Genomic DNA, 25,880 nt, shown 5'->3' on the forward strand with positions numbered 1-25,880 from the left:
TTTACTCCGGCCAATAGCCGCCTAATCTGGTATACCAGAACAGGAGGAAATATGATGTCTGTTGCATATGACTTTGCGCATTCGCCGGCCACCGAATTCATGGCCCGGCCGCAGCATCTGCTGATCGACGGCCGCCGCGTCCCCGCCAGCTCCGGCCGTACCTTCAAATCCCTCAATCCCGCCACCGGGCAGGTCATCGCCGTCGTCGCCGAAGGCGGCGAGGCCGATGTCGAGCATGCGGTCGCCGCCGCGCGGCGCGCGTTCGAAGGCCCGTGGCGTACGATGCGTGCCTCCGAGCGTGGCCAGATCCTGCTGCGCTGGGCGGACCTGCTCAAGCAGCACTCCGAAGAAATCATCGAGCTCGAGTCGATCGATGCCGGTAAGCCGATTTCCGCGACGACGCGCCAGGACTTTCCGGCCGCGGTCGACACGCTGATCTACTACGCCGGCTGGGCCGACAAGATCAGCGGCGACGTCGTGCCGGTACGTGACGATGCATTGACTTATACAGTGCGCGAGCCGGTCGGCGTGGTTGCGGCGATCGTGCCGTGGAATTTCCCGCTGATGATCGGCATGTGGAAGCTCGCGCCGGCGCTGGCCTGCGGCTGCACCATCGTGATGAAGCCGGCCGAGCTGACCTCGCTGTCGGCGCTGCGCATCGCCGAGCTCGCGCTCGAAGCGGGCCTGCCGGCGGGCGTCTTCAACGTCGTCACCGGTCCGGGCCGGGTCGTCGGCGACGCGCTGGTCAATCACCCTGACGTGGACAAGGTGACCTTCACCGGCTCGCCCGGCGTCGGCCGCGGAATCATGAAGGGCGCGGCCAGCAACTTCAAGCGCGTCTCGCTCGAGCTCGGCGGCAAGTCGGCCAACGTCATCTTTGACGATGCCGATCTCGAAGCGGCGTCCAAGGCTGCGGCCTCAGGCATCTTCTTCAATGCCGGCCAGGTGTGCTCGGCCGGCTCCCGCGTGCTGGTGCAGGAGAAGGCGTACGACGAAGTCGTCGAGCGTCTCGCGGCGCGCGCAAAGTCGCTCAGGATCGGCGATCCGCTCGATCGCAAGACGGTGCTCGGCCCCGTCATCTCCGAGAAGCAGATGAAGTCGATCCTCGACTATGTCGACATCGGCCAGAAGGAGGGCGCGACCCTCGTCACCGGCGGCGAGAAGGTCGGCGATCGCGGCTATTTCATCAGCCCCGCGGTGTTCGCAGGCGTCGCACACGAGATGCGGATCTCGCAGGAGGAGATTTTTGGCCCCGTCGTCAGCGTCATCAAGTTCAAGGACGAGGCCGATGCGCTCAGGATCGCCAACGGCACGGCCTACAGCCTCGCCGCCGGCGTCTGGAGCCGCGACATCGGCAAGCTCCAGCGCTTCGCCAAGCGGGCGCGTGCGGGCACGGTCTGGATGAACACCTATGGCTACACCGACGTGCGCCTGCCCTGGGGCGGCGAGCGCGACTCCGGCCTCGGCCGTGAGCACGGCACCGCCGCGCTCGACAATTTCACCGAGCCCAAGGCTGTCTGGATGAATCTGGCCGTCTGATAACCTCCCGATCGGCCAATCCTGGGCCCGCCTGATCGTCCGGTCAGGCGGGCTCTCTTTTCGACATCGATAAAATTGTCTGCATTCCGCTCAGCGGCGGCAAACCCTGCGGACAAGAAGGCCGCTGCCTTAAACCTCGGTTTTGGAACCGGCGTGCTTCCTGCCTGCAAAAGGTTGGGGCATCGACATGTCTGTTCTCAGGGAGATCGTTGCGGCGGTTGCGGGAGTCTACGCGCTCCTGTTCGTCTGCGACGCATTGTTCGGCGTCGGCGAGGCGCGTTTCGACGACGCCTATTACAGCGCCAGCTTCTACGCGCCGCGGCCGAAGGAATTCCGCTTCGCCAGCGATACGCCGCCGGCGGTCCGCGTCAGCGAGGCCTTCGCGCAGTTTGCGCCGGGCGAGGCCAAGCCGAACCGGCGCTACTCGTCTCTGACGACGATCATTCGCTAACGTTCGGCCATTCAGGCTTGCTCCGGCGCCGCGGTGTCGCCGGGATGCTGCCCCGCGCGTTGCGGAATCAGCAGCAGGCACCCCAGCATGAAAGCTGCGATCACGACCGAGGCCAGCGGCCGGCTCAGCGCCAGGCCGCCGTGGTCGAGCGGCTTGTCGAGAAAGTCGCCGACGGTCGCACCCAGCGGACGCGTCAAGATGAAGGCGGCCCAGAACAGCGTGACGCGTGAGACGCGGGTCCAGAAGTAAAGTGCTGCGATAACGGCGAGTCCGGCCGCGAAGATCAATGCGCCGCCGCGATAGCCCATATCGCCGGTATCCGCGATCCAGTCGCCGAGCGCAGTACCCAGTGTTTGCGAAAAGGTGATCGCGCCCCAATAGAACGCCTCAACGCGCGGTGTGCTGACGCTGTTGACCGAGATCGTTCCCTCGGCGCGATACCAGAGGCCGAGCACCAGCACGAGACAAGTGAGCAGCAGCGTCGAGCCGCCGGTATAACCGATGCCAAGCGAGCGGTCGGCGAAGTCGGCCATCGTGGTGCCGAAGGTGGTCGATGCGACGATGGTGGCCCAATACAGTGCCGGATTGAATTTGCGCGCGCGGACCTGCGCCGCGACCAGGACGATCATGGCCGCGAGGAACAGGCAGGTCCCGGCCAGATAGCCCCAGTTCAGCGTCATGGTGACGGTGTCACCGCCGGTCTCGCCGAGCGTGGTGGCGGCGATCTTGATGATCCAGAAACCGAGCGTGACTTCGGGGACCTTGCTCTCGCTGGTGATGTTGCTCTTGGTCTGATCTTCCATTGTGTCCTCGTTGATGCGTCAGCCGCGGACCGGGATCCGCGGCTGACGGGATGGTGGCGCGCAGAAGCGTCAGGATTTCGCGGCGGTATCCATGGCCGCGAGCAGATCAGCGACCGCCTGTTTGCACTTCGCCGTATCCGGCGCGCCCGCGCGCAGCGCCTCGAGCGCGCGGTCGATCGCCTTGTCGACGGTGTGCCAATCGGCTGCCGCGCGCGGCTTCAATCCGGCTTCGGCCTCGTCCCATTTGGTCTCTAGGTCCTTGATCCGTGTCTTGGCGGCGGGGAGGTCGCCCTTGTCGATCAGCGCGGCGACGTCGACCACGATGCTCCGGAACGGCGTGAGATCGCCGAGCTTTGCGGCCGCGGCTTCCGCGAGCGGCACGAAGGTGAAGTGCTGGCTCGCCTGCATGTGCGGTTCGCCCGTGAAGGTCGTCAGCAGGCAGACGGCGACGGCGGAAATCAGTTTCATCATGTGGTTTCTCCTGGTGGAGCTCCTGCTTCATGCAGAGAGCGGGATCTCGCGGTTGAAGCTATTGCGCCGGATCGGCACGGCGCCTGCCGTCGCCCTCGAAGGAGACCCAGGCGACGAGGCCGACGATCACGGTCAGGAAGGCGATGCTGGTCTGGATCGTGCCGAGGCCGATGCCGCCGTACTCGCGCGATTGCGAGAGCAGATCGCCGAGCGAGGCGCCAAGCGGACGGGTAAGAATGTAGGCAAGCCAGAAGGTGAGGACGGGATTGGCGCCGAAATAATAGGCCATCATCACCGCCGCGATCAGCACGCCGAAGGCGGCGACGCCGAGCTGGAAACCGAGACCAAGTGCTTCGGTGGCAAGATCGCCTGCGGCCGTGCCGAGCGCGAAGGTGAAGAGGATGGCCGTCCAATAGAACAGCTCGCGCCGCGTCGTCACGATGCTGTGGATCGATAGCGTGCGCTCGACGCCGTACCAGACCGCAAAGGTCGCGGCGAGCGCGCAAGCGAACGCCGCTGTGCTGATGTAGAGGCTGATCTCGAGCTTGTCGGTCAGGAGATCCGTGAGCTGCGTGCCGACGATACTGACGAGAACGACGGTCAGCCAGTAGATCCAGGGCACGTAGACGCGGCGGTTCAGTTGCAGCAGCAGTGCAGCGACCAGCAGGCCGCTCATGCAGATCGCCGTCAGGCTGGCGCCGAGGCCGACATGCACTGCGAGATAGTCGGCGCCGGTCTCGCCAACCGTGGTCGAGAGAATCTTGATGGCCCAGAAGATCGCCGTGACCTCCGGAACCTTGTTCAGCATCCGTCTTGCGCCAAAACCTGAATATTGCGACACGCCCAAATCTCCCAAAGCCGAAGCGATGCGAGACCGTCGCGCAGGCGACTTAGGCCGGGCTTAGGGACGAGAATCTTCAATGCGGGGCGGCCTTCGCCGCATTTTGGGCTGCTGGCGCTCCCTAACTCTGCGCTAAGTCGGAACGGTCATGATTTTGACGGCCGGATGGCCCGGCGGTTTCGAGGATCGAGCTTTGCGGGTTTTGCTGATCGAAGACGACAGGATGGTCGGTGCCGCCGTCGAGCAGGCGCTGAAGGATGCTGCCTACGCCGTCGACTGGGTGAGGGACGGCGAGTCCGCGCTGCTTGCCGCCTCAGCCGAGTCTTACGAGGTGCTGGTGCTCGATCTCGGACTGCCGAACGCGGACGGTCGGGATATCCTGCGGCAGTTGCGCGCGAATGGCTGCAGGTGCCCAGTCATTATCGTCACCGCGCGGGATGGCGTCGATCACAGGATCGAAGGCCTCGATCTCGGCGCCGACGATTATCTGGTCAAGCCGTTCGAGATACGCGAATTGCTGGCGCGGATGCGGGCGGTGCTTCGCCGCGAAGGCAGCGGTGCGCCCGCTGTGCTTGGCAACGGCAAGCTCAGTCTCGATCCTGCGACCCGCGAGGCGTCGCTGTGTGGCCAAACGGCCCTCCTGACCGCGCGCGAGTTCGCGCTGCTCCAGGCATTGTTGACGCGCCCCGGCACCATCCTGTCGCGAAGCGAACTCGAGCGGCAGCTTTACGGCTGGAACGAGGAGGTCGAAAGCAACGCGGTCGAATTCCTGATCCACACCATCCGAAAGAAGCTCGGTACGGAGGCGATCCGTAACGTGCGCGGGATGGGATGGATGGTGGATCGCGCGCCATGATCAACTCGCTGCGCGGCCGGCTGTTCATCAGCTTGACGACGATCGTGCTGGTGACCGGGCTGATCGGAGGCGTCTTCGCACACCGGTGGGCATTCGATGAGGCGATCGAGACGCAGGACTCCGTGCTGATCCAGATCGCGGGCCTCGTTCAGAGCGGTGGCTTCACCGGAGCTCAGGACCTCCATGGGGTCGATGAAAACTCCGAGGTCTGGCTGATGGAGCTGGGCAAGGCGCCGCAAGGCACACCCGAGGAGCGCCAGTTGTGGCGGCTTCAGGATGGGATGCGCGATGCAACGCGACAGGGAAAGCCGGTCCGGGTGGTGCTGAAGACGCGATCCGACGGCAGCCGGTTTGCCGTGGCCCAGAGCACGGGTGTCAGGGATGAGATCGCAAGTGACATGGCGCTCCGCACCGTGCTTCCGATCGCCGCGCTGATCCCTTGCCTGATGCTGGTGATCGCCTTGGTCATTGCCGGATCGCTTCGGCCCATGGTCCGGCTGGCGGACGAACTCAACGCACGGCGTGCGGATGACATGACGGCGTTGCCGCTTCGCGACCTCCCAAGCGAACTGAATCCGTTCGTGTCTTCCATCAACGGCCTGTTGCAGCGCATGCACGAGATGATAGGGCAGCAGCGAAGGTTTATCGCGGACGCCGCGCACGAACTGCGCACACCGCTGACGGCGTTGAGCGTACAGGCTGAGAATCTCGATCACGTCGAACTGCCACCGGCCGCGCGCGAGCGCCTTGCAGCGCTTCGGCAGGGCATGAGTCGCAGCAAGCATCTTCTGGAGCAGTTGCTTGCGCTGGCACGACACGACGCTGAGTCCACCGATTGCGGGCAATGGGAGGTTGTGGAGCTCGACCTCGCGGCGAAGAGCGTCATCGCCGATCTCTTGCGGGAGGCGATCAGCCGCGGCGTCGATCTTGGTTTCGAACGGGCCGAGTCTGTTCCGGTGCGCGGCGAGCCGGTCATGCTCGCAGCCATGATCCGCAATCTTCTCGATAACGCGCTCCGTTTCACGCCGGCGAGCGGCAGGATCGATGTGGCGATCTACCGGGACGGCGCCATGGCTGTGCTTCGGATCGAGGACAATGGGCCGGGCGTGTCCCCCGAAGAGATCGGCCGGATATTCGAGCCGTTCTTCCGTGGGCAGCGGCCGGAAGGCGAGGGCGTCGGTCTGGGCCTCTCGATCGTCAAGCGGATTGTCGATCGATTGGGGGGATCGATCGACGCTGCGAACATCACGGAGGGCGAACGAGGCGGATTGCGGATCGTCATCAAACTGTCCGCGGCGGCCGCGTAATGTCACTCCCCCTGGATCCATTCCGCGACGCCGCGCCACAGCGTGTCGCGGTGCTCCGGGCGGAAGAAGCCGAAATGGCCGATCGCCTTGGCGCCGACGTCGGACGGCTTGACCGTCAGCACCTCCGGCTTGATCGCGGAGAAGCCGCTCGCGAGCAGCTCGACCGCGGGTCGCGTCGCCCAGGGATCGTCGGAGAAGCAGAGCGCGCGCAGCTCGCCCTTGAACTTTGCGAGGTTCTCGAGCGCCGGCAATTTGGAGTCGAACAGATAGCGCGGGCTGGAGACCCAGTCGGCCCATTGCAGGAAGACGCCCTTGGGCAGATCCTCGCCGATGCCGGCCCAGGCCGGCGCGTAGCCGAGCGCGTGGACGAGCGGCACGCCGACGAAATTCATGAAGGCGTAGACGCGATATTTCTCCGGCGACGCCATCAGCTGCCAGGTCGCGGCCTGCGAGGCCACGAAGGCGGCGCGCGAGATGTCGCTGTTGTTTTCGATCAGCCCGAGCGCCTGGCCGCCGAAGGAGTGGCCGACATAGGCGAGCGGCAGGGTGGTGTAGCGCTCGCGCATCCAGCGCACCGCGGCGGTGACGTCCTGCGCGGCCCAGTCCGACATCGAGGCCTTGAATCCGACCAGTGATTTCGGCTGGTTGTGGCCGACCATCGCCGGCTGCCGGGAGCGATGCCGCGATAATCGTAGGTCAGGACCGCGCAGCCGCGATGGGCGAGGTAGGAGGCAAAGCCGCGATAGATTTTTCGCGGGACGGCGGTGGCGGAGTTGATCAGCACGGCATGGCGTTTGGTGCCGCGCGGCAGGAACAGGGTGCCTGCCAGCGGATACCCGTCCGTCGCCGGGAAGGTGATCTCGTCGATGAAAACGTCGTCGCGCGCCGCGTCCATGGGGCAGCCGATGTCCTGCCAGTTTCCTTGCCAGCCCTCAGCAAATGCGAATTCGGCTTTCCCCGCAAGGGTTTGCAGTGCGAAATGGATTTACAACTGGCGGCCGGGGACCGGGCTGTGTATAAGGCGGCCCTCGCAACCCACAGATCAGGTTGTGCTTTTTTACTTCACGGAGAGATTGCGATGTCCGAGCGGTGGACGCCCGAGTCCTGGCGCAGCAAGCCGGTGCTACAGGTGCCCGATTATCCCGACGCCAAGGCCTTGGCCGACGTCGAGGCGCAGCTTGCGACCTTTCCGCCGCTGGTGTTCGCGGGCGAGGCGCGCAACCTGAAGAAGGCGCTGGGGCGCGTTGCGGCCGGCGAGGCCTTCCTGCTCCAGGGCGGCGATTGCGCCGAGAGCTTTGCCGAGCACGGCGCCAATAACATCCGCGATTTCTTCCGCGTGCTGCTCCAGATGGCGGTGGTGCTGACCTATGCCGGCGCGGTGCCGGTGGTGAAGGTTGGCCGCATTGCCGGCCAGTTCGCAAAACCGCGGTCGTCGCCGACCGAGAAGATTGATGGCGTCGAGCTGCCGAGCTATCGCGGCGACATCGTCAACGACATCGCCTTCACCAAGGAAGCGCGCGTGCCGGATCCGCAGCGCCAGCTGATGGCCTATCGCCAGTCGGCCGCGACGCTGAACCTGCTGCGTGCGTTCGCGACCGGCGGCTTTGCCAATCTCGGCAGCGTGCATCAATGGATGCTCGGCTTCCTGAAGGACTCGCCGCAGTCCCGCCGCTACAAGGAGCTGGCTGACCGTATCTCGGACGCGCTCAATTTCATGCGCGCCTGTGGCCTCGATCTCGAGGCCCATCCCGAGCTGCGCGCGACCGATTTCTACACCAGCCATGAGGCACTGCTGCTCGGCTACGAGCAGGCCATGACCCGCGTCGATTCCACCACCGGCGACTGGTACGCGACCTCGGGCCACATGATCTGGATCGGCGACCGCACCCGTCAGCTCGATCACGGCCATGTCGAATATTTCCGCGGCATCAAGAACCCGATCGGCCTGAAGTGCGGCCCGTCGCTCAAGCCCGACGAGCTGCTGAAGTTGATCGACGTGCTCAACCCCGACAACGAGCCGGGCCGGCTGACGCTGATCAACCGGTTCGGCTCCGACAAGGTCGCCGACCATCTGCCGGGACTGATCCGCGCCGTGAAGCGCGAGGGCAGGGTTGTGGTCTGGTCGTGCGATCCCATGCACGGCAACACCATCACCTCGACGTCAGGCTACAAGACGCGCCCGTTCGACCGCGTCCTGTCGGAGGTGAAGTCGTTCTTCACCATCCACGCGGCGGAAGGCACGCACGCCGGCGGCGTGCATCTGGAGATGACCGGTCAGGACGTCACCGAGTGTATCGGCGGCGCCCGCGCGATCACCGACGAGGATCTCAACGACCGCTACCACACGGTCTGCGATCCCCGCCTCAATGCCGAGCAATCGATCGACATGGCTTTCCTGATCGCGGAGCTCCTCAAGCAGGAACGCGCCGGCAAGGCCAGGCCGATGCCGGTCGCCGCGGGGCTCTAACACCTTGCTGCGGATCTGGAAGGCGACGATCAATTCACGCAACGGTCTGGCCTTCGCGTTCCGGTCGGAGCAGGCCGTTCGCGAGGAGATTTTTGCGCTCATCCTGTCGGTGCCGCTGGCATGGTTCGTGGCCGCGACGGCGCTGCGGGCGGTCGAGCTGGTCTGTTCGGTTGGGTTCGTGCTGACGGTCGAGCTGCTCAACACCGCGATCGAGAAGCTTGCCGACCGCCTGACCATGGATCACGACAAGCAGATCGGTCGGGTCAAGGACATGGGCTCGGCCGCGGTCGGCGTTGCGCTGCTGATGGCCGGCGCATTCTGGATCATCGCCATCGTCGAGCGATTGGGGTTCCTCTGAAGCGGAGTGCGGCGGCCATGACCGAACGTCTCAACGTATTCGCGGTCACGCTCGCCCAGCTCAATCCGACCATGGGCGACATCGAGGGCAATGCCGCGAAAGTGCGTGCCGCGCGCGCGCAAGCCAGGTCCGACGGCGCCGATCTCGTGCTGTTTCCGGAATTGTTCATCGCCGGCTACCCGCCGGAAGATCTGGTACAGAAGCCGGCGTTCCAGGACGCCTGCCGCGCCGCGATCGAGGCGCTCGCGCGCGAGACCGCCGATGGCGGCCCGGCGATGCTGGTCGGCACGCCCTGGGTCGAGGACGGCAGGCTCCATAATGCCTGCGCGCTGCTCGATGGCGGAAAAATCGCCGCACTTCGCTTCAAGTGCAACCTGCCGAATTACGGCGTGTTCGACGAGAAGCGGCTGTTTTCGCGCGGCCCTGCCGCAGGTCCCGTGACCGTGCGCGGCGTGCGCGTCGGCGTGCCGATCTGCGAGGACATCTGGCTGGAGGAGTCAGAGGATTACGAGAACGTGGTCGAGACGCTGGCCGAGACCGGCGCCGAGATCATCCTGGTGCCGAACGGCTCGCCCTACGCCCGCGACAAGAGCGACGTGCGCCTCTCGGTCGCCGTGGCGCGCGTCACCGAGAGCGGTCTGCCGCTGGTCTATCTCAACCAGGTTTGCGGCCAGGACGAGCTGGTGTTCGACGGCGGTTCCTTCGCGCTCAACGGCGATCTCTCGCTCGCGGCGCAATTGCCGGCGTTCGAAGAGAGCGTCACCACATTGCGCTTCACCAGGAACGGGGACGATTGGCGCTGCGCGGGGCCGATTGCCGCGCAGCCGGAGGGCGACCACGCCGACTACGCGGCCTGCGTGCTGGGCTTGCGCGACTATGTCGCCAAGAACGGATTTCCCGGCGTTCTGCTCGGCATTTCCGGCGGCATCGACTCCGCTCTCTGCGCAGCGATCGCCGTCGATGCGCTCGGTGCGGACCAGGTGCACGGCGTGATGCTGCCTTACCGCTACACGGCGGCGAGCTCGATCGCGGACGCGGGCGAGCTCGCCGGGCATCTCGGAATCCGTTACGAGGTGCTGCCGATCGCGGAAGCCGTGACCGGCTTTGAGACCATCCTGTCCGGCATCTTCAAGAATCTGCCGCCCGATATCACCGAGGAAAACCTGCAGGCCCGCACCCGCGGCACGCTGCTGATGGCGATCTCCAACAAGACCGGGCTGATGGTGGTGACAACAGGCAACAAGTCGGAAATGTCGGTCGGCTACGCCACGCTCTATGGCGACATGAACGGCGGCTTCAATCCGATCAAGGATATCTACAAGACGCAGGTGTTTCGGCTGGCCGCGCGGCGCAACCACTGGAAGCCCGACGGCGCGCTCGGGCCCGCGGGCGAGGTCATTCCGCCCGATATCATCACGCGTCCGCCGACGGCGGAGCTGCGCGAGAACCAGACCGACCAGGACTCGCTGCCGCCTTACGACGTGCTCGATGGCATCCTGGAGCGTCTGATCGAGCGCGAGGAGCCGCTCGACAAGATCATCGCCGCCGGCTTCGACCGTGAGACGGTCACCCGCATCGATCATCTGCTCAACGTCGCCGAATACAAGCGCCGCCAGGCCGCACCGGGCGTGAAGGTGACGGCCAGGAATTTCGGCCGCGACCGCCGCTATCCCATCACCAACCGCTTTCGCGACAAGGGCGAGCCGTCGCCTGCGGCGGACGAGACGCTGGTCTCGCGCGGCAGCAAGGCGTCGATCGACGCGTTCGAGGGCTGATGCGAGCCGCGCGGCGGGTCAGGCGATGGCGCCCCATCGCTGTCATCATCCGCGAAGGCGGATGATCCAGTACTCCGTGGCGGGCATTGTAGGAACCGACTGCTGACACGGGTTACTGGATGCCCCGCCTTCGCGGGGCATGACAGTGCGAAATCAGCTTGCTGCTACGACGGGGTTGCGAAAAACATCACCCGAAGCAAGTGGGTGTATTCGGATTCGAGCACCATGATGGTCACAAACACCATTACCGCGATCGGCGGCAGCAGGATGGCATAGGTGAGGGCCAGCCGCTCCCAGGCCATGTGCATGAAGACGGCGACGATCAGGCCGGCCTTCAACACCATGAACAGCAGGATCAGCGACCACCTGAGGTAGCCGTGTAGGCCAAAGTAGTCGACAAGGTAGGAGCATGTGCTGAGGACGAACAGCCAGCCCCAGACCACGAGGTAGAGCTTGATCGGGTGCTGTTGCCCTTTGGCGTGCACGGCTGCTGTTGCGACTGCGCCGTGCGCCGGAGCGTGGAGCTGGCCTTCCATGTGTACCGCCGCGTTTGTCATGCGCCGACCTCACCAAAGATAGAACAATGCAAAGATGAACACCCACACGAGGTCGACGAAGTGCCAGTACAGGCCCATGATCTCGACGATCTCGTAATAGCCCTTGCGGCTTGTGAAGAAGCCGCGCCTCTCGACGTCGAAGTCGCCCCGCCAGACCTTTCGCGCGATCGCGATCAGGAAGATCACGCCGATCGTCACGTGGGTGCCGTGGAAACCCGTGATCATGAAAAAGCTTGAGCCAAACTGCGCCGCGCCCCATGGATTGCCCCAGGGTCGAACGCCCTCCATGATCAGCTTGGTCCATTCGAACGCCTGCATTCCGACGAAGGTTGCGCCGAAGGCCGCCGTGACCAGCATCAGGATTGCGGTTCTCACGCGATCCCGGCGGTAGCCGAAATTGACGGCCATCGCCATCGTGCCGCTGCTGCTGATCAGGACGAAGGTCATGATGGCGATCAGGATCAGCGGGATGTGGTGGCCCCCGATATTGAGGGCGAAGACTTCGCTGGGATTCGGCCACGGCACGGTCGTGGACATGCGCGCCGTCATGTAGGAGAGCAGGAAGCAACTGAAGATGAAGGTGTCGCTGAGGAGGAAGATCCACATCATGGCCTTGCCCCAGGACACGTTCTTGAAGGCGCGCTGATCGGACGCCCAGTCGGCGGCGATGCCGCGCCAGCCTTCAAGCCGCGCAGGCGATTGGCCCGAATGTGTCAGCACGGTTTCAGCCATCTGGTCTCGCCTCCCTAGCTCAGCAATTGACGGCAGATGTTGACGAAATCGTCGGTCCAGCCCGTAAGAAGACCGAGCAGGACAAGCCAGACCAGCAGCAGGAAGTGCCAGTAGATGGCGCACAGCTCCACGCTCAAGCGCATCTCGGCGATCTCGGCGCCGCGCCACACCTTGGCCGAGGTTCGCCCGAGGGCCACCAGGCCGCCGGTCAGATGCAGCCCGTGCACCGCGGTCAACAGGTAGAAGAAGGAATTCGCCGGATTGGACGCCACGAAATATCCGGCAGCCCCGAGCCGTTGCCAGGCCAGGAGCTGTCCGGCGAGGAAGATCACGGCAGATGCTCCGCCGGCGAGCAGACCGATCTTGACGCTCTCGGTATCGTGTCGCCCGGCAGCCACGTACGACCATTGCAGCGCGACACTGCTCAGAACCAGGACGCCCGTGTTGACCCACAGCAGCCGCGGGACCGGCAGCGGCCGCCAGTCCACCACGCTCATGCGCATCGAGTAGGCGCTGATGAAGAGGACGAACAGTGCGCTGGCGACAGCGAGAAACACGCCTAGTCCGACCTTCGCTGCCGGCCAGGTCATGCTATCGCCGCCGGGGAAATCACCGACCGAGCCTTCCTCCAGCCAGGGCTTGGCCATCAGCCGCTGCTGCGACAGCCACCATCCGGCGATCACCGCAAGCACAGCCAGGAACAGGATGATGGCGCTCACGAAGCAGCTCCCTGAACGAGCTGCGTCGCGCGCGGCGGCTGGTTCTGCGGAATGAAGTCCTCCGCGGCGCCGGGCACACTGTAGTCATAGGCCCAGCGGTACACGATCGGGAGCTCCTTGCCCCAGTTGCCGTGTCCGGGGGGCGTCTCCGGCGTCTGCCACTCCAGCGTCGTCGCCCGCCACGGATTGCCGCCCGAGGCCTCACCCTTGAACAGGCTCCAGGCAAGATTGAACAGGAACACCATCTGACTGAAGCCGACGGTCAAGGCCACCACGGAGATGAAGGCATTCAGTGTATGGGCCGAGGACGGGATGAACGCCGTGTCGCCGAGTTCGAAATACCGGCGCGGAACCCCGAGCAGTCCAAGATAGTGCATGGGGAAGAAGATCAGGTAGGCGCCGAGGAAGGTGACCCAGAAGTGAAACTTGCCCAGGACGTCGTTCAGCATCCGTCCCGTGACCTTGGGGTACCAATGATAGATCGCGCCGAGCACGACCATGATCGGCGCCACGCCCATCACCATGTGGAAATGCGCGACCACGAACATGGTATCCGAGAGGGGCACGTCCACGACGACGTTGCCGAGGAAGAGGCCGGTGAGGCCGCCATTCACGAAGGTGATGATGAAGCCGAGGGCGAACAGCATCGGCACCCTGAGATGAATGTCGCCGCGCCACAGCGTCAGCACCCAGTTGTAGACCTTGATCGCGGTGGGGATGGCAATGATGAGCGTCGTGGTGGCGAAGAAGTACCCGAATTGCGGGAACATGCCGCTCACATACATGTGGTGTGCCCACACGACGAAGCTGAGCGCACCAATCCCCACGATGGCCCAGACCATCATGCGATAACCGAAGATGTTCTTGCGCGCATGCGTGCTGATCAGATCGGAGACGATGCCGAAGGCGGGCAGGGCGACGATGTAGACCTCGGGGTGGCCGAAGAACCAGAACAGATGCTGGAAGAGCAGCGGGCTGCCGCCGCCATATTTCGACAGCTGGCCCATCTCGACAAGGGAGGGCATGAAGAAGCTGGTTCCCAGGAGACGGTCGAGCAGCAGCATGACCGAGGCAACGAACAGTGCAGGGAATGCCAGCAACGCCATGACGGTCGCCGTGAAAATGCCCCACACCGTCAGGGGCAGGCGCATCAACGTCATGCCGCGGGTGCGCGCTTGCAGCACCGTGACCACATAATTCAAGCCGCCCATCGTGAAGCCGATGATGAACAGGATCAGGGACGACATCATGAGAATGATGCCCCAATCCTGCCCGGGCGTTCCGGAGAGGATGGCTTGCGGCGGGTATAGCGTCCAGCCGGCGCCGGTGGGGCCGCCGGGCACGAAGAATGTCGAGGCCAGCACCAGGACCGCGAGCAGGTAGACCCAGTAGCTCAGCATGTTCACATAGGGGAAGACCATGTCCCGGGCGCCGACCATCAGCGGGATCAGGTAGTTGCCGAAGCCGCCCAGGAACAATGCGGTGAGCAGATAGATCACCATGATCATGCCGTGCATGGTGATGAACTGGAGGTACTGGTTGGCATCGATGAAAGAGAAGGTGCCGGGGAACCCCAGTTGCAGTCGCATCAGCCACGACAGCACCAGGGCCACCAGCCCGATGGCCGAGGCCGTCAGCGAATACTGAATGGCGATCACCTTGGCGTCCTGCGAGAAGACATACCGTGTCCACCAGCTCCTTGGATGATAGAGCTCGACTTCAGGTACTTCGGCAGGCGGGATGCCTGCGATCCCTTCATATGGAATATCGACCATAGAAACCTCCTCGGTCGTTTCCATCGGGGGTGAGGCGTCGGCCTCGTGCACCCGATCCATCTTCGCGGCGGCAGCCTGCTACTTGCCACCGGATTGGTACGTCGCCTTCACGACAGCTCTTGCCGGCGACAATTCGGCAAACGTCTTTTGTTGCTCCAGCCAAGCGTGATATTCACGCTCTTCGTCGACGATGACCTTGGCCCGCATCTGATAATGAGCCGCGCCACAGAGCTCCGCACATAGAACATCGAACGTTCCGGTTCGGATCGGCGTTATCCAGAAATAGGTCACCATGCCAGGGACCATGTCCATCTTGGCGCGGAATTCGGGCACGTAGAAATCGTGCAGGACATCAACCGAGCGGAGGAGAACCTTGACCGGCTTTCCCATTTGAAGGTGCAGGTCGCCGTTCTCGATTACGACGTCGTCTTGCGCGTGCGGGTCGTCACGATTGAGTCCCATCGGATTGTCGGAAGCGATGTTGCGGACATCGGATGTGCCCAACCGCCCATCCTTGCCCGGAAGGCGGAAGCTCCATTGCCATTGCTGGCCCATGACCTCGACTTCGGTGGCATCCGCAGGCACCGTCACGAACTGGTGCCAGACCACGAGACCGGGCGCCAGCATGGCCGCGACTCCGACGCCGGTCCCGACGCTCAGCCACCATTCGAGCTTTTTGTTTTCCGGATTGTAGTCGGCCCGTCTTCCCTCTTTGTGGTGAAAGCGAAAGACGCAATAGGCCATGAAGGCGATGACCGCGACGAAAACGAAGCCCGTGATCCAGAACGTGATGCTGATGGTGTGGTCGATATAGGCCCAGTTCGTGGCGATCGGCGTCCACCACCACGGGCTGTAGAGGTGAAACAGCACCGAGCCGATCGCGACCAGAAGCAGTATCAGTGCGACAGCCATCCTGATCCATCCTTGCCATCGAAGGCTACGGATACGAATCCAGGGCGGAGCTCACGTCTGTCGCGATGGCGGACTTTCTCTACGCGGACATCTATGCTGACATATGCGCCATCACCGCGCCTCTTGCCTCGCCCATTCAACCAGTCGCGATATTCAAGAGGAAGACCGCGACCGCTGGGGGCGTCCAGGCATTTAAAATGATCCCCCGCGAACCCGGCGTCAATAGCATGTCAACACGCTTACGCGGCGTGGGCGATCGATGTTGCCGTGCGAGCTGGCGAGCCTCGGTCGCATTCTCGATGTGATGCATCGCACAAAATATGCGACGCACAATTCACCCAGCCGGGAGCGCTGGTCATTCCAGATCGCGCGCGCTAAGCTCGGGGCGCAGGTCGCGACGGGTTTCGTCCGGCTAAGCTCCTTCCTCGTTGAGCCTGGAACTGCCGTACTCGGCTCGATCGCGTCTCCCGCACATAAGGGCGGATACGCGCGGCCGGAAAGCGCGCCGTTTGCCGCCGCGACTTTCAGCAGAGGAGGGTGTGTCCATGGCCACTCTTTATCCCGACAACATCATAAAGCGGCACCTGTTCGGCGAAGCGGCCTCCTACCCCATTCGCAAGATCAGCTTGTCCGACCTGACCGAGGCCCTACGCCTGGGTTGGGAGGATTTCCAGGCGATGCCGAGCCACGCGATCGTCGTGTGCGTGATTTATCCCGTTCTCGGTCTCGTCCTGTTCAGGATGGTTCTCGGCTATTCGGTGCTGCCGCTCCTGTTTCCGCTGGCTGCCGGCTTTGCCTTGATCGGCCCTTTTGCCGCGATCGGTCTCTATGAACTCAGCCGGCGTCGCGAGCGCGGCGAGGAGGTCGATGCATGGGATGCGATCAAGGTGCTGCGCGCACCGTCGTTCGGCGCCATGGTCGAGCTCGGCGTGCTCCTGCTGGTCCTGTTCGGGGCCTGGATCGGTGTCGCGAACGCAATCTATGTCACGATCTTCGGTCACGCGGCGGCCGCAAGCATTCCCGACTTCGCAACGCGGGTGCTGACGACACCGGAAGGCTGGTCGCTCGTCATCGTCGGTTGCGGTTGTGGCTTCCTGTTTGCGGTTGTGGCCTTGTGCGTCAGCGTCGTGTCGTTTCCGTTGATGCTCGACCGGCATGCGACTGCGATCGACGCGATCCGCACGTCGCTCCGAGCAGTGGCCGCGAATCCGGTTGCGATGGCCGGATGGGGCCTCATCGTCGCGGCACTGCTCGTGATCGGCTCGCTGCCGTTCTTCGTCGGTCTCGCTGTCGTCCTGCCGGTGCTCGGTCATGCCACCTGGCACCTCTATCGGCGGGTGGTCGAGCCGAATCCGAATCCACCGGACGAGCCGCCGCCGCCCCCGAAGGGAAAGCGCTACGCAGCGGACTTTCCGGCCAATCTCTTCCCGTGGAGCCGCGAGGGTAAGCAGTAACAGCGAAACGGCCGCACCTGGCGGCCGCCTTCGCGGGGCATGACGGGTTAGAGCCTACTTCTGCTGCTGCGGCAGGAACGTCGGACCAACCGAGCGGATCGGCTTGTTCTCCGACGAATTGGTGGCCGTGCTGGTCTCCGCAGGCGCTGCCGCAGCCGGCGCGCTGGCCGTCGTCGGCGCGGGAGCCGCGCCCTTCTTGGCAGTCGCAGGCGTGCCCTTGTTGAGCCGCTGCTGCTGCATCTTCTTGGCGCTCTCCTCGGTGACGATGATGTCACCCTGCTGCTCGGCCGCCGCCTTGTCGTCGGCGGATTTCAGCGCGTCGGCCCAGGTCTGGCCTGCGGCCTTGCAGGAGCAGGACGGGTTGAACTCGCTGCGGAATTTGAACGCGGTCGGCAGCGCCGTGTAGGGCTGGCCGCTGGTGGAGACCGCGGAGTTCATGTCCTCGCCGGGATTGCGATGGGTGTAGAGCACGGCTTCCGCGGCCGGGCACAGCGCCTTGCAGGTCTTCTCGTCGTCGGGGAAGCGCGCCGGCACGGTGGCAAAGGAGACCGGGAAATAGGCGCCATCGCAGGTGCGCACGCACACGGTGCGGTAGGTGCCGGATTGCGGTCCGAGATCGGAGGGCGGCATGCCTTGCGGATTGTTGGGGTTGTTGCCGCCGCCGCCGAACAGATTGTTCAGGAAGTTGCCGCCGCCTTGCGATTGCGCGGCGTTGGCATATTGCGGGCCGCAATTGTTCTGCGCCAGCGCCGCCAGCACCGAGCGGCGCTGGTTGTCGCGCTCCGGGCTGAAGCCGCCGGGGCCGCCGCCGCGCAGGCGTTCGAGATTGCCGGTGATCTGGTCCAGATTGGCGCGCATCTGCTGGATCTGGGTGTTGACCGGACCGCATTGCGCCGACTGGCCGTTGAACAGCGAGAAGAAGCCGGAGGAATCGCAGCCCATGCGCTTGGCCTGCATGGTGACGCGGTCGAGCTCGGCCTGCTGCTTGGCCTGGGAATCCTGGTAGCGGCGGATCTGGTCTTCGCGCGCGGGGTCGCCACCGCCGCCGCCACGATCGAGCCCGGCGAGCTGGCCTTCCAGCCGCACGCACATCGGATTCGGTCCGAGCCCGTTCTGGCTGGGCTGAGGCGGCGGGCCGGGCGGGCCGGCTTGCGCGAAAGCACCGTTGGCGAGCACGACCGTGCTCAGAAGCACGGTGCAGGCAAGGATGGAGCGAGCACGGGAGAGAGACAAAAATTCAGGCATATCCGCCATTCTAGCGAGGTCACGGCTCGGCGTGATTTTGGGGGCCGACGCGCGCCCTCCAATAGCCGCTTCCTGCGGCATCGTCACGTCGTTTCAGGGGCCGAAAACTGGTCCTAAGGTCCGCCAGCTCCGAGGGAATTCAGCGCTGGCAGGTGATTGCGACATATTCGTCGCAATGGCCATGGGAGCAGTTTGCGCCAGTTTTGGGGACAGAGCCGGTAATTTCGTCGGGATCGACCCGGCGGTAGGCCGAGGCCTGGGCAAAATCGCGTGACTGGCAATAGGTGCGCGCGACCTGTGCGCCGCATTTCTCACCCTTGGCGAGGCACTGGTCCACACCGTAGCCGTCCGCCTGGTTGGCGATGATGAAGACGCGGGTCTCGGCGAACGCGCTGGATGCCGCGACGATGGAGGCACAAGAGACGAGCGCGAGCAGGGATCGCATGGGTGCACCGGGGCTTAAGGGAACCGCCGGGTTCCAAGTAAACTCAAAAGGTTAAGGATGATGAACCATCAAGGCGGGACGGCCGCGCTTTGCGGAGATAAAACGGCGTTTTCGCGGCTCTCTTGACGCAAGGGCCCCTCGTGGCCCATATGTTCCCGCATGAACGGTCTCCTCGCCATTTGTGGCATTTGCCGCGAGATTACGAGCTAGCGATTCGCTGGCTGGAGCCGTCTTTTCTCAAAAACATTGAGAGCCTCGGACGCCCGGCCAACAGCCGACGGGTATCCATATGGAATTGCGTCTTTACGATACGCTGAGCCGGGACAAGCGCACCTTCGTGCCGCTCGATGCGAACAACGTCCGCATGTATGTCTGCGGACCGACCGTCTACGACTTCGCCCATATCGGCAATGCGCGACCGGTGATCGTGTTCGACGTGCTGTTTCGGCTGCTGCGCCATCTCTATGGCGAAGCGCATGTCACATATGTTCGCAACATCACCGACGTCGACGACAAGATCAACGACCGCGCCGCGCGCGATTTTCCGGGGCTCCCGCTCAACGAGGCGATCCGCAAGGTCACCGAGCAGACAGGAAGACAGTTTCACGCCGACGTCGACGCACTTGGCGCGCTCCGGCCGAGCGTCGAGCCGCGCGCGACCGAGCATATCGGCGAGATGCGCGAGATCATCGAGAGGCTGATCGCCGGCGGCTTTGCCTATGCTGCCGAGGACCATGTGCTGTTCTCGCCGCAGGCGATGAACGCGGCCAATTCCGGGTTGCCGCGCTATGGCGCGCTGTCCAATCGCTCGTTGGACGAGATGATCGCCGGCGCCCGCGTCGACGTCGCGCCCTACAAGAAGGACAACACCGACTTTGTACTGTGGAAGCCGTCCAAGCCGGGCGAGCCGTCATGGCCGTCGCCGGCCGGCATCGCTGCGCAGGGTCGCCCGGGCTGGCATATCGAATGCTCGGCCATGGCCTGGAAGCATCTCGGCGAATATTTCGACATCCATGGCGGCGGTATTGACCTCGTGTTTCCGCATCACGAGAACGAGGTCGCGCAAACCTGCTGCGCCTTCCACCAGCAGCGCATGGCGAACTACTGGATGCACAACGGCTTCCTCCAAGTCGAGAGCGAGAAGATGTCGAAGTCGCTCGGCAACTTCGTCACCATCCACGAATTGCTCGCAGACTGGCCGGGCGAGGTGCTGCGCTTGAACATGCTGAAGACGCATTATCGTTCGCCGATCGACTGGACGCTGAAGTCGCTGGAGGAGAGCGCCAGGACGCTCGACGACTGGTATCGGGTCGCGGCCGACGCCGAGCCCGGCCAGCCGGCCGCGTCCGTGGTCGAGCCGCTGCTCGACGACCTCAACACGCCGCTGGCGATCGCGGCGCTGCACGGTCTGCGTGGCAGCGACGTGAGCGCGTTGGCGGGCTCGTTGCGCCTGCTCGGCTTCCTCTCCGAAAGCGCTGCGCAGTGGGAAGGGCGCAAGCAGCAGGCCAGCGGGGTCGATGCCAAGGAAGTCGAGCGCTTGATCTCGGAGCGGACGGCCGCCCGTAGCCGCAAGGATTTCAAAGAGTCCGACCGAATTCGCGATTTGCTTGCCGCGATGGGCGTTGCGATCAAGGACTCCAAGGACGGGACGACCTGGGAGGTCGCACGATGAAGCGGCCCGACACGCCTTTTCCGCGGCACTGGCTCTATTACATCGCGCTGAAGATACTGCTGCTCGTGGCCGCCGTGGCGCTGGCGCTGAAACTCTATGGGATGTGGTGAAGACGATGGGACAGACTTTGCCAAAACCCGGCTTGCGGCCGTTCCTGCCTGATGACGTGCCGGTCCTCGCCGCGATCTTCACGGCAAGCATCGAGGAGCTGACCGGCGAAGACTACAACGAGGCGCAGCAGCAGGCCTGGATGGAAGCGGCGGAAACCGAAGAGTTCGGCAAGCGGCTCGCGGCCGACCTGACGCTGGTCGCGACGCTGGAGGGCTCGCCCGTCGGCTTCGCCTCGCTGCGCGGGGCCGATCACATCCATATGCTCTATGTGCATCCCGCCGTGACCGGTCAGGGCATCGCGACGATGCTGGTGGACGCGCTGGAGAAGCTCGCCGGCGGCCGCGGCGCGACCAGCCTGGCGGTCGATGCCAGCGACACCGCGCAAAACTTCTTCGCCAAGCGCGGCTATGTCGCCATGCAGCGCAACAGCATCACCATCAACGACGAGTGGCTCGCCAACACCACGATGAAGAAGACGCTCGGAGCTGCGCAATGAGCAAGGAGCGTCTCTATCTGTTCGACACCACGCTGCGCGACGGGGCGCAGACCAACGGCGTCGATTTCACCCTGACCGACAAGCAGGTGATCGCGGCGATGCTCGACGATCTCGGTATCGACTATGTCGAGGGCGGCTATCCCGGCGCCAATCCGACCGACACCGAGTTCTTCGGCACCAAGCCCAAACTCAAGCATGCGCGCTTCACCGCCTTCGGCATGACGCGCCGGGCAGGCCGCTCGGTCTCCAACGATCCCGGTGTGGCCGGGCTCCTCGAAGCGAAGGCCGATGCGATCTGCTTCGTGGCGAAGTCCTCGGCCTATCAGGTGCGCGTCGCGCTGGAGACGACGAAGGAAGAAAATCTGGCGTCGATCCGCGACAGCGTCGCGGCGGCGAAGGCAGCGGGCCGCGAGGTCATGCTCGACTGCGAGCACTTCTTCGACGGCTACAAGGAGGATTCAACCTTCGCGCTCGCCTGCGCCAAGGCCGCCTATGAGGCCGGCGCGCGCTGGGTGGTGCTGTGCGACACCAATGGCGGCACCATGCCGAACGAGATCGAGGCCATCGTCACCGAGGTGACGAAGCACATCCCGGGCGACCATGTCGGCATCCACGCCCATAACGACACCGAGCAGGCCGTGGCCAATTCGCTGGCCGCGGTGCGCGCCGGGGCGCGGCAGATCCAGGGCACCTTGAACGGCCTTGGCGAGCGCTGCGGCAACGCCAATCTGTGCTCGCTGATCCCGACGCTGAAGCTCAAGAAGGAGTTTTCCGACGCCTTCGAGATCGGCGTCACGCCCGAACAGCTCGCAACTCTCGTCAAGGTCTCGCGCACCCTCGACGACATGCTCAACCGCGTGCCGAACCGGCATGCGGCCTATGTCGGCGAGAGCGCCTTCGTCACCAAGACCGGCATTCATGCTTCCGCCGTGCTGAAGGACCCGCAGACGTATGAGCATGTGCTGCCGGAATTGGTCGGCAATCATCGCAAGGTGTTGGTGTCAGACCAGGCCGGACGCTCCAACGTCATCGCGGAGCTGGACCGGGCCGGCATTGCCTACGAGAAGAGCGATCCCAAGCTGACGCGGCTGGTCGAGGAATTGAAAGAGCGTGAGGCTGCCGGCTACGCCTATGAATCCGCCAACGCCTCGTTCGATCTGCTGGCGCGCCGGACGCTCGGCAAGGTGCCGCATTATTTCGAGGTCGAGCAGTTCGACGTCAACGTCGAGCAGCGCTACAATTCGCACGGCGAGCGTGTCACCGTCGCGCTTGCAGTGGTCAAGGTCGACGTCGCCGGCGAGCGCTTGATCTCGGCCGCCGAAGGCAACGGCCCCGTCAACGCGCTCGACGTCGCGCTGCGCAAGGATCTCGGCAAGTACCAGAAGTACATCGAGGGCCTGACGCTGATCGACTACCGCGTCCGTATCCTCAACGGCGGCACCGGCGCGGTCACGCGCGTGCTGATCGAGAGCGAGGACGAGAACGGTGATCGCTGGACCACGGTCGGCGTGTCCCCGAACATCATCGACGCCTCGTTCCAGGCACTGATGGACTCGGTGATCTACAAGCTGGTGAAGTCGGGGGCGCCGGCGTAGGGGACGGCAATGTAAGGGACGGCGCGGCCACAAACGCCGTCATTGCGAGGAGCGAAGCGACGAAGCAATCCAGAATCGTTCCGCGGAGGGGCTCTGGATTGCTTCGCTTCGCTCGCAATGACGAGGGGAGGGAGCACGGCATATGATCGACCACATCTCCGTCGGCGTCACTGATCTCGATCGCTCCGCAAAATTCTACGAAGCAACGCTTGCCGCGCTCGGCCTCACGCGCCTCGTCGCGCGGCCGCGGACGATCGGCTTCGGCAAGGCCTATCCCGAGTTCTGGATCAATCTGCGCGAGGGTATGCCGCACGTCCCATCGGAGAGCGGCGTGCACATCTGCGTGCGGGCGAAGACGACGGCCGAGGTCGATGCGTTTCACGCCGCGGCGCTGTCCGCCGGCGGTGCGTCCGACGGCGCGCCAGGCATCCGTCCGCATGACCGCGTGCGCTACTACGCGGCCTTCGTGACCGATCCCGATGGCAACCGGATCGAGGCGGTGACGTTTCCGGCGGAGTAAGGCGCTAGAGCTTGCGCGCCACTTCCGGGGCGAGCTGCGTTTCAGATTCGGCGATCTGTGCCGCTGCCGCTTTCAGCTTCGGCAGAATATCCTCGACGCGATCGGCCTTGAGGATGTCGACCGAAAGGCCGGCGCGGATGAACTCGGTCTGGCGCATGTGCGACAGCAGCGAGAACAGCGGCTCCCAGAAATTGTCGATGTTGGCTAGCAGCACCGGCTTGGCGTGACGGCCGAGCTGTTTCCAGGTCAGCTGCTCCACCAGCTCTTCGAGCGTGCCAACGCCGCCCGGCAGCGCCACGAAGGCGTCGGAGCGCTCGAACATCAGCCGCTTGCGCTCGTGCATGTCGGGGGTGACGATCATCTCCTGCACGCGGGTCAGCGCGTTCTCGCGCTTCCGGAGGAATTCAGGAATGATGCCGGTGACGGTGCCGCCGTGATCGAGCACGGAGGTCGCGACCGAGCCCATCAGGCCGAGCGAGCCGCCGCCATAGACCAGGCGGACGTTGTTCTCGGCGAGAGCCTTGCCGAACGCCTTGGCGCCTTCGGTGAAGCTGGGATTGGTTCCTGGGCCGGAGCCGCAATAGACGCAGACAGTTTTGATCGTGCTCATTGGTGCCATGATGCATTGCAGCGCAGGGGCGTCAAGCCCAATCGGTGATTCGGATCACCCGGAAATCTACCGGTAAATGGCGACAAACAATCAAAGATTCGCCATCTGGCGGGGTGCGCTGGCATCGGGAAGGCTCTATATGACGGGCGAAAACCGCAAATCGTAACGCTGCCCGCACCCGGCGGGCTTTCAGGCTTCTTGATGGACCAACCTCAATCGTTCGACGGCGCAGACGTTCCCGATCCTCCCGCAGGGGGATCGCTGGAGCGAGCCACGCTGGTGGGCACGCTGGCGCATCTGTGGCCCTATATCTGGCCAAGCGACCGTTTCGACCTGAAGATGCGGGTGGTCTGGTCGATGGTGCTGCTGCTCGCCGCCAAGCTGATCACGTTGACCGTGCCGTTCAGCTTCAAATGGGCGACGGATGCGCTGACCGGCGCCAACACCGCGCCGGTGCAGCCCGACAACTGGCACCTCTGGGTGATCGCCTCGCCATTGCTGCTGACCGCAAGCTATGGCGTGACGCGCATCCTGATGGCGGTGCTGACGCAATGGCGCGACGGCATCTTCGCCCGCGTCGCCATGCATGCGGTGCGCAAGCTCGCCACCATCACCTTCATCCACATGCACGAGCTGTCGCTGCGCTTTCACCTCGAGCGCAAGACCGGCGGCCTGACGCGCGTGCTCGAGCGCGGCCGCGAGGGCATCGAGGTCATCGTGCGCATGGTGATCCTGCAGCTGATCCCGACCATCGTCGAGGTCACGCTGCTGCTGGCGGTGCTGCTGTGGCAGTTCGACTGGCGCTACGTGGTGGCGACGCTGATCACGGTCGCGGTCTACATGTACTACACCTACATCGCGACCGAGTGGCGGATCGGCATCCGCCGCAAGATGAACGATTCCGACACCGAGGCGAACACCAAGGCGATCGACTCGCTGCTCAACTACGAGACCGTGAAATATTTCAGCGCGGAGACGCGCGAGGCGCAGCGTTACGACAAGTCGGTCGCGCGCTACGAGGAGTCGAGCGTTCAGGCCTATACCTCGCTCGCGGTGCTCAACACCGGCCAGGCCGTGATCTTCACGCTCGGGCTGACCGCGACCATGCTGATGTGCGCGATCGGCGTGCGCAACGGCACCAACACGGTCGGCGATTTCGTGCTGGTCAATGCCATGATGATCCAGCTCTACCAGCCGCTGAATTTCATGGGCATGGTCTATCGCGAGATCAAGCAGGCGATCATCGACATAGAGAAGATGTTTGGCGTGATCGGACGCGAGGCCGAGATCAAGGACATGCCCGATGCGCAGCCGCTGGTCATCTCCGCCGGCATCGTGCGTTTCGACGACGTGCGCTTTGCCTATGAGCCGACGCGGCCGATCCTCAAGGGCATCAGCTTCGAGGTGCCCGCCGGCAAGACGGTCGCGATCGTCGGCCCGTCCGGTGCGGGCAAGTCGACCATCTCGCGTCTGTTGTTCCGTCTCTACGACGTCTCCGGCGGCAAGATCCTGATCGACGGCCAGGACATCCGCGAGGTCACGCAGGATTCACTGCGCGCCTCGATCGGAATGGTGCCGCAGGATACGGTGCTGTTCAACGATACCATCCGCTACAACATCCGCTACGGCCGCTGGGATGCTGATGATACCGAGGTCGAAGAGGCGGCGCGGCTGGCGCAGATCGACCATTTCATCCGCATGGCGCCGATGGGTTACGAGACCCAGGTCGGCGAGCGCGGCCTGAAGCTGTCCGGCGGCGAGAAGCAGCGCGTCGCCATCGCGCGCACCGTGCTCAAGGCGCCGCCGATCCTGGTGCTGGACGAGGCGACCTCGGCGCTCGACACCCACACCGAGCACGAGATCCAGGGCGCGCTCGACCGCGTGTCGAAGAACCGCACCTCGCTGGTGATCGCGCACCGGCTGTCCACCATCGTTGGCGCCGACGAGATCATCGTGCTGGACCAGGGCCGGATCGCCGAGCGGGGCACCCACGCCAAGCTGCTCGTGCAGGGCGGCCTTTACGCCAGCATGTGGAACAGGCAGCGCGAAGCCGAGGCGGCACGGGAGAAACTGGCCAAGATGGCCGACAGCAGCGAGGCGCCCAACCGGGAGCCGCCGCCGGTCGATGACGCCCTCGCGACATCAGCGGCCGCGGAGTGACCTTGTCTC

Annotated in this window: 24 protein-coding genes and 1 pseudogene; 13 read left to right on the forward strand and 12 right to left on the reverse strand. The window is 64.3% G+C overall.

Features of this window, described 5'->3' with window-relative positions:
- Window positions 1-54 precede the first annotated feature (54 nt).
- Together J4G43_RS20730 and J4G43_RS20735 are read left to right on the forward strand one after the other, a co-directional pair.
- Window positions 55-1,539, forward strand: a complete 1,485-nt coding sequence (locus tag J4G43_RS20730) for an aldehyde dehydrogenase family protein (RefSeq protein WP_208089371.1) — start codon at window positions 55-57, stop codon at window positions 1,537-1,539.
- 187 nt (window positions 1,540-1,726) lie between these two features.
- Entirely contained in the window at window positions 1,727-1,990 is a 264-nt protein-coding gene (locus J4G43_RS20735) for a hypothetical protein (RefSeq protein ID WP_063983997.1), read from the forward strand.
- A gap of 11 nt (window positions 1,991-2,001) precedes the next feature.
- Here J4G43_RS20735 and J4G43_RS20740 read toward each other — a convergent pair whose 3' ends face one another.
- The 3 genes from J4G43_RS20740 to J4G43_RS20750 form a co-directional block, all read right to left on the reverse strand.
- Complete coding sequence (locus J4G43_RS20740; protein WP_208086121.1) at window positions 2,002-2,793, reverse strand: COG4705 family protein; 792 nt, start codon at window positions 2,791-2,793, stop codon at window positions 2,002-2,004.
- A gap of 69 nt (window positions 2,794-2,862) precedes the next feature.
- Window positions 2,863-3,264, reverse strand: coding sequence for a hypothetical protein (locus tag J4G43_RS20745; protein ID WP_408581438.1), 402 nt, complete (start codon window positions 3,262-3,264; stop codon window positions 2,863-2,865).
- Window positions 3,265-3,322: 58 nt separating this feature from the next.
- Complete coding sequence (locus J4G43_RS20750; RefSeq protein ID WP_208089372.1) at window positions 3,323-4,072, reverse strand: COG4705 family protein; 750 nt, start codon at window positions 4,070-4,072, stop codon at window positions 3,323-3,325.
- A gap of 226 nt (window positions 4,073-4,298) precedes the next feature.
- On the opposite strand from J4G43_RS20750, the gene J4G43_RS20755 reads away from it, so the two are divergent.
- Together J4G43_RS20755 and J4G43_RS20760 are read left to right on the forward strand one after the other, a co-directional pair.
- Window positions 4,299-4,961 carry a response regulator transcription factor gene (locus J4G43_RS20755; RefSeq protein ID WP_208089373.1) on the forward strand — a complete coding sequence of 221 codons (663 nt, stop codon included), beginning with the start codon at window positions 4,299-4,301 and terminating at the stop codon, window positions 4,959-4,961.
- Window positions 4,958-6,268, forward strand: a complete 1,311-nt coding sequence (locus tag J4G43_RS20760; RefSeq protein WP_208086122.1) for an ATP-binding protein — start codon at window positions 4,958-4,960, stop codon at window positions 6,266-6,268. The genes J4G43_RS20755 and J4G43_RS20760 overlap by 4 nt, the downstream gene beginning before the upstream one ends.
- Window positions 6,269-6,270: 2 nt before the next feature.
- Here the strand turns inward: J4G43_RS20760 and J4G43_RS20765 are convergent.
- Window positions 6,271-7,163: pseudogene (locus J4G43_RS20765) on the reverse strand (alpha/beta hydrolase family protein).
- A 183-nt stretch (window positions 7,164-7,346) separates the two neighbouring features.
- Between J4G43_RS20765 and J4G43_RS20770 the strand changes: the two are divergent.
- From J4G43_RS20770 to J4G43_RS20780, 3 genes are read left to right on the forward strand one after another with little or no spacing between them, the layout of a single operon-like run.
- Entirely contained in the window at window positions 7,347-8,735 is a 1,389-nt protein-coding gene (locus J4G43_RS20770; protein ID WP_208086123.1) for a class II 3-deoxy-7-phosphoheptulonate synthase, read from the forward strand.
- Window positions 8,736-8,739: 4 nt separating this feature from the next.
- Window positions 8,740-9,093 (forward strand): diacylglycerol kinase, encoded by a 354-nt coding sequence (locus J4G43_RS20775; protein WP_208086124.1) that lies wholly within the window; start codon window positions 8,740-8,742, stop codon window positions 9,091-9,093.
- A gap of 17 nt (window positions 9,094-9,110) precedes the next feature.
- A complete protein-coding gene (locus J4G43_RS20780) occupies window positions 9,111-10,868 on the forward strand; it encodes an NAD+ synthase (protein WP_208086125.1) in 1,758 nt (585 codons plus the stop codon).
- A 164-nt stretch (window positions 10,869-11,032) separates the two neighbouring features.
- On the opposite strand, the gene J4G43_RS20785 is transcribed toward J4G43_RS20780, so the two are convergent.
- The 5 genes from J4G43_RS20785 to J4G43_RS20805 form a co-directional block, all read right to left on the reverse strand.
- Window positions 11,033-11,425, reverse strand: coding sequence for a cytochrome C oxidase subunit IV family protein (locus tag J4G43_RS20785; protein ID WP_085404837.1), 393 nt, complete (start codon window positions 11,423-11,425; stop codon window positions 11,033-11,035).
- A 9-nt stretch (window positions 11,426-11,434) separates the two neighbouring features.
- The gene (locus J4G43_RS20790; RefSeq protein ID WP_063983988.1) at window positions 11,435-12,157 is read right to left on the reverse strand and encodes a heme-copper oxidase subunit III family protein; all 723 of its coding nucleotides are present in this window, start codon (window positions 12,155-12,157) and stop codon (window positions 11,435-11,437) included.
- A gap of 14 nt (window positions 12,158-12,171) precedes the next feature.
- Window positions 12,172-12,876 (reverse strand): cytochrome c oxidase subunit 3, encoded by a 705-nt coding sequence (locus J4G43_RS20795; RefSeq protein ID WP_208086126.1) that lies wholly within the window; start codon window positions 12,874-12,876, stop codon window positions 12,172-12,174.
- A complete protein-coding gene (locus J4G43_RS20800; protein ID WP_208086127.1) occupies window positions 12,873-14,651 on the reverse strand; it encodes a cbb3-type cytochrome c oxidase subunit I in 1,779 nt (592 codons plus the stop codon). The genes J4G43_RS20795 and J4G43_RS20800 overlap by 4 nt, the downstream gene beginning before the upstream one ends.
- 78 nt (window positions 14,652-14,729) lie before the next feature.
- Window positions 14,730-15,563: a cytochrome c oxidase subunit II gene (locus tag J4G43_RS20805; protein WP_071915136.1), complete on the reverse strand. Its 834-nt coding sequence runs from the start codon at window positions 15,561-15,563 to the stop codon at window positions 14,730-14,732.
- 545 nt (window positions 15,564-16,108) lie between these two features.
- On the opposite strand from J4G43_RS20805, the gene J4G43_RS20810 reads away from it, so the two are divergent.
- On the forward strand, window positions 16,109-17,017 hold the full coding sequence (locus tag J4G43_RS20810; RefSeq protein WP_063983984.1) for a DUF2189 domain-containing protein: 909 nt from the start codon (window positions 16,109-16,111) through the stop codon (window positions 17,015-17,017).
- A gap of 54 nt (window positions 17,018-17,071) precedes the next feature.
- Here the strand turns inward: J4G43_RS20810 and J4G43_RS20815 are convergent, their stop codons facing one another.
- Window positions 17,072-18,271: a DUF2865 domain-containing protein gene (locus tag J4G43_RS20815; protein ID WP_208086128.1), complete on the reverse strand. Its 1,200-nt coding sequence runs from the start codon at window positions 18,269-18,271 to the stop codon at window positions 17,072-17,074.
- Window positions 18,272-18,401: 130 nt separating this feature from the next.
- Window positions 18,402-18,707: a hypothetical protein gene (locus J4G43_RS20820; protein WP_166094360.1), complete on the reverse strand. Its 306-nt coding sequence runs from the start codon at window positions 18,705-18,707 to the stop codon at window positions 18,402-18,404.
- Between the two features lie 289 nt (window positions 18,708-18,996).
- On the opposite strand from J4G43_RS20820, the gene cysS reads away from it, so the two are divergent.
- The 4 genes from cysS to J4G43_RS20840 all read left to right on the forward strand — a co-directional run bounded on the left by cysS (window position 18,997) and on the right by J4G43_RS20840 (window position 23,101).
- Window positions 18,997-20,379, forward strand: a complete 1,383-nt coding sequence (cysS, locus tag J4G43_RS20825; RefSeq protein ID WP_208086129.1) for a cysteine--tRNA ligase — start codon at window positions 18,997-18,999, stop codon at window positions 20,377-20,379.
- A 115-nt stretch (window positions 20,380-20,494) separates the two neighbouring features.
- Window positions 20,495-20,986 carry a GNAT family N-acetyltransferase gene (locus J4G43_RS20830; protein ID WP_208086130.1) on the forward strand — a complete coding sequence of 164 codons (492 nt, stop codon included), beginning with the start codon at window positions 20,495-20,497 and terminating at the stop codon, window positions 20,984-20,986.
- Window positions 20,983-22,581, forward strand: a complete 1,599-nt coding sequence (gene cimA, locus J4G43_RS20835; RefSeq protein WP_208086131.1) for a citramalate synthase — start codon at window positions 20,983-20,985, stop codon at window positions 22,579-22,581. Before J4G43_RS20830 ends, cimA begins: the two co-directional genes overlap by 4 nt.
- Window positions 22,582-22,723: 142 nt before the next feature.
- Window positions 22,724-23,101, forward strand: coding sequence for a VOC family protein (locus J4G43_RS20840; RefSeq protein ID WP_208086132.1), 378 nt, complete (start codon window positions 22,724-22,726; stop codon window positions 23,099-23,101).
- A 4-nt stretch (window positions 23,102-23,105) separates the two neighbouring features.
- Here the strand turns inward: J4G43_RS20840 and J4G43_RS20845 are convergent, their stop codons facing one another.
- Entirely contained in the window at window positions 23,106-23,711 is a 606-nt protein-coding gene (locus J4G43_RS20845; RefSeq protein WP_071915130.1) for an LOG family protein, read from the reverse strand.
- A 201-nt stretch (window positions 23,712-23,912) separates the two neighbouring features.
- Between J4G43_RS20845 and J4G43_RS20850 the strand changes: the two genes are divergently transcribed.
- Window positions 23,913-25,871, forward strand: coding sequence for an ABCB family ABC transporter ATP-binding protein/permease (locus tag J4G43_RS20850; protein WP_208086133.1), 1,959 nt, complete (start codon window positions 23,913-23,915; stop codon window positions 25,869-25,871).
- The last annotated feature ends 9 nt before the right edge of the window (window positions 25,872-25,880 follow it).

The sequence above is a fragment of the Bradyrhizobium barranii subsp. barranii genome (assembly GCF_017565645.3).
Classification (GTDB): Bacteria; Pseudomonadota; Alphaproteobacteria; order Rhizobiales; family Xanthobacteraceae; genus Bradyrhizobium; species Bradyrhizobium barranii.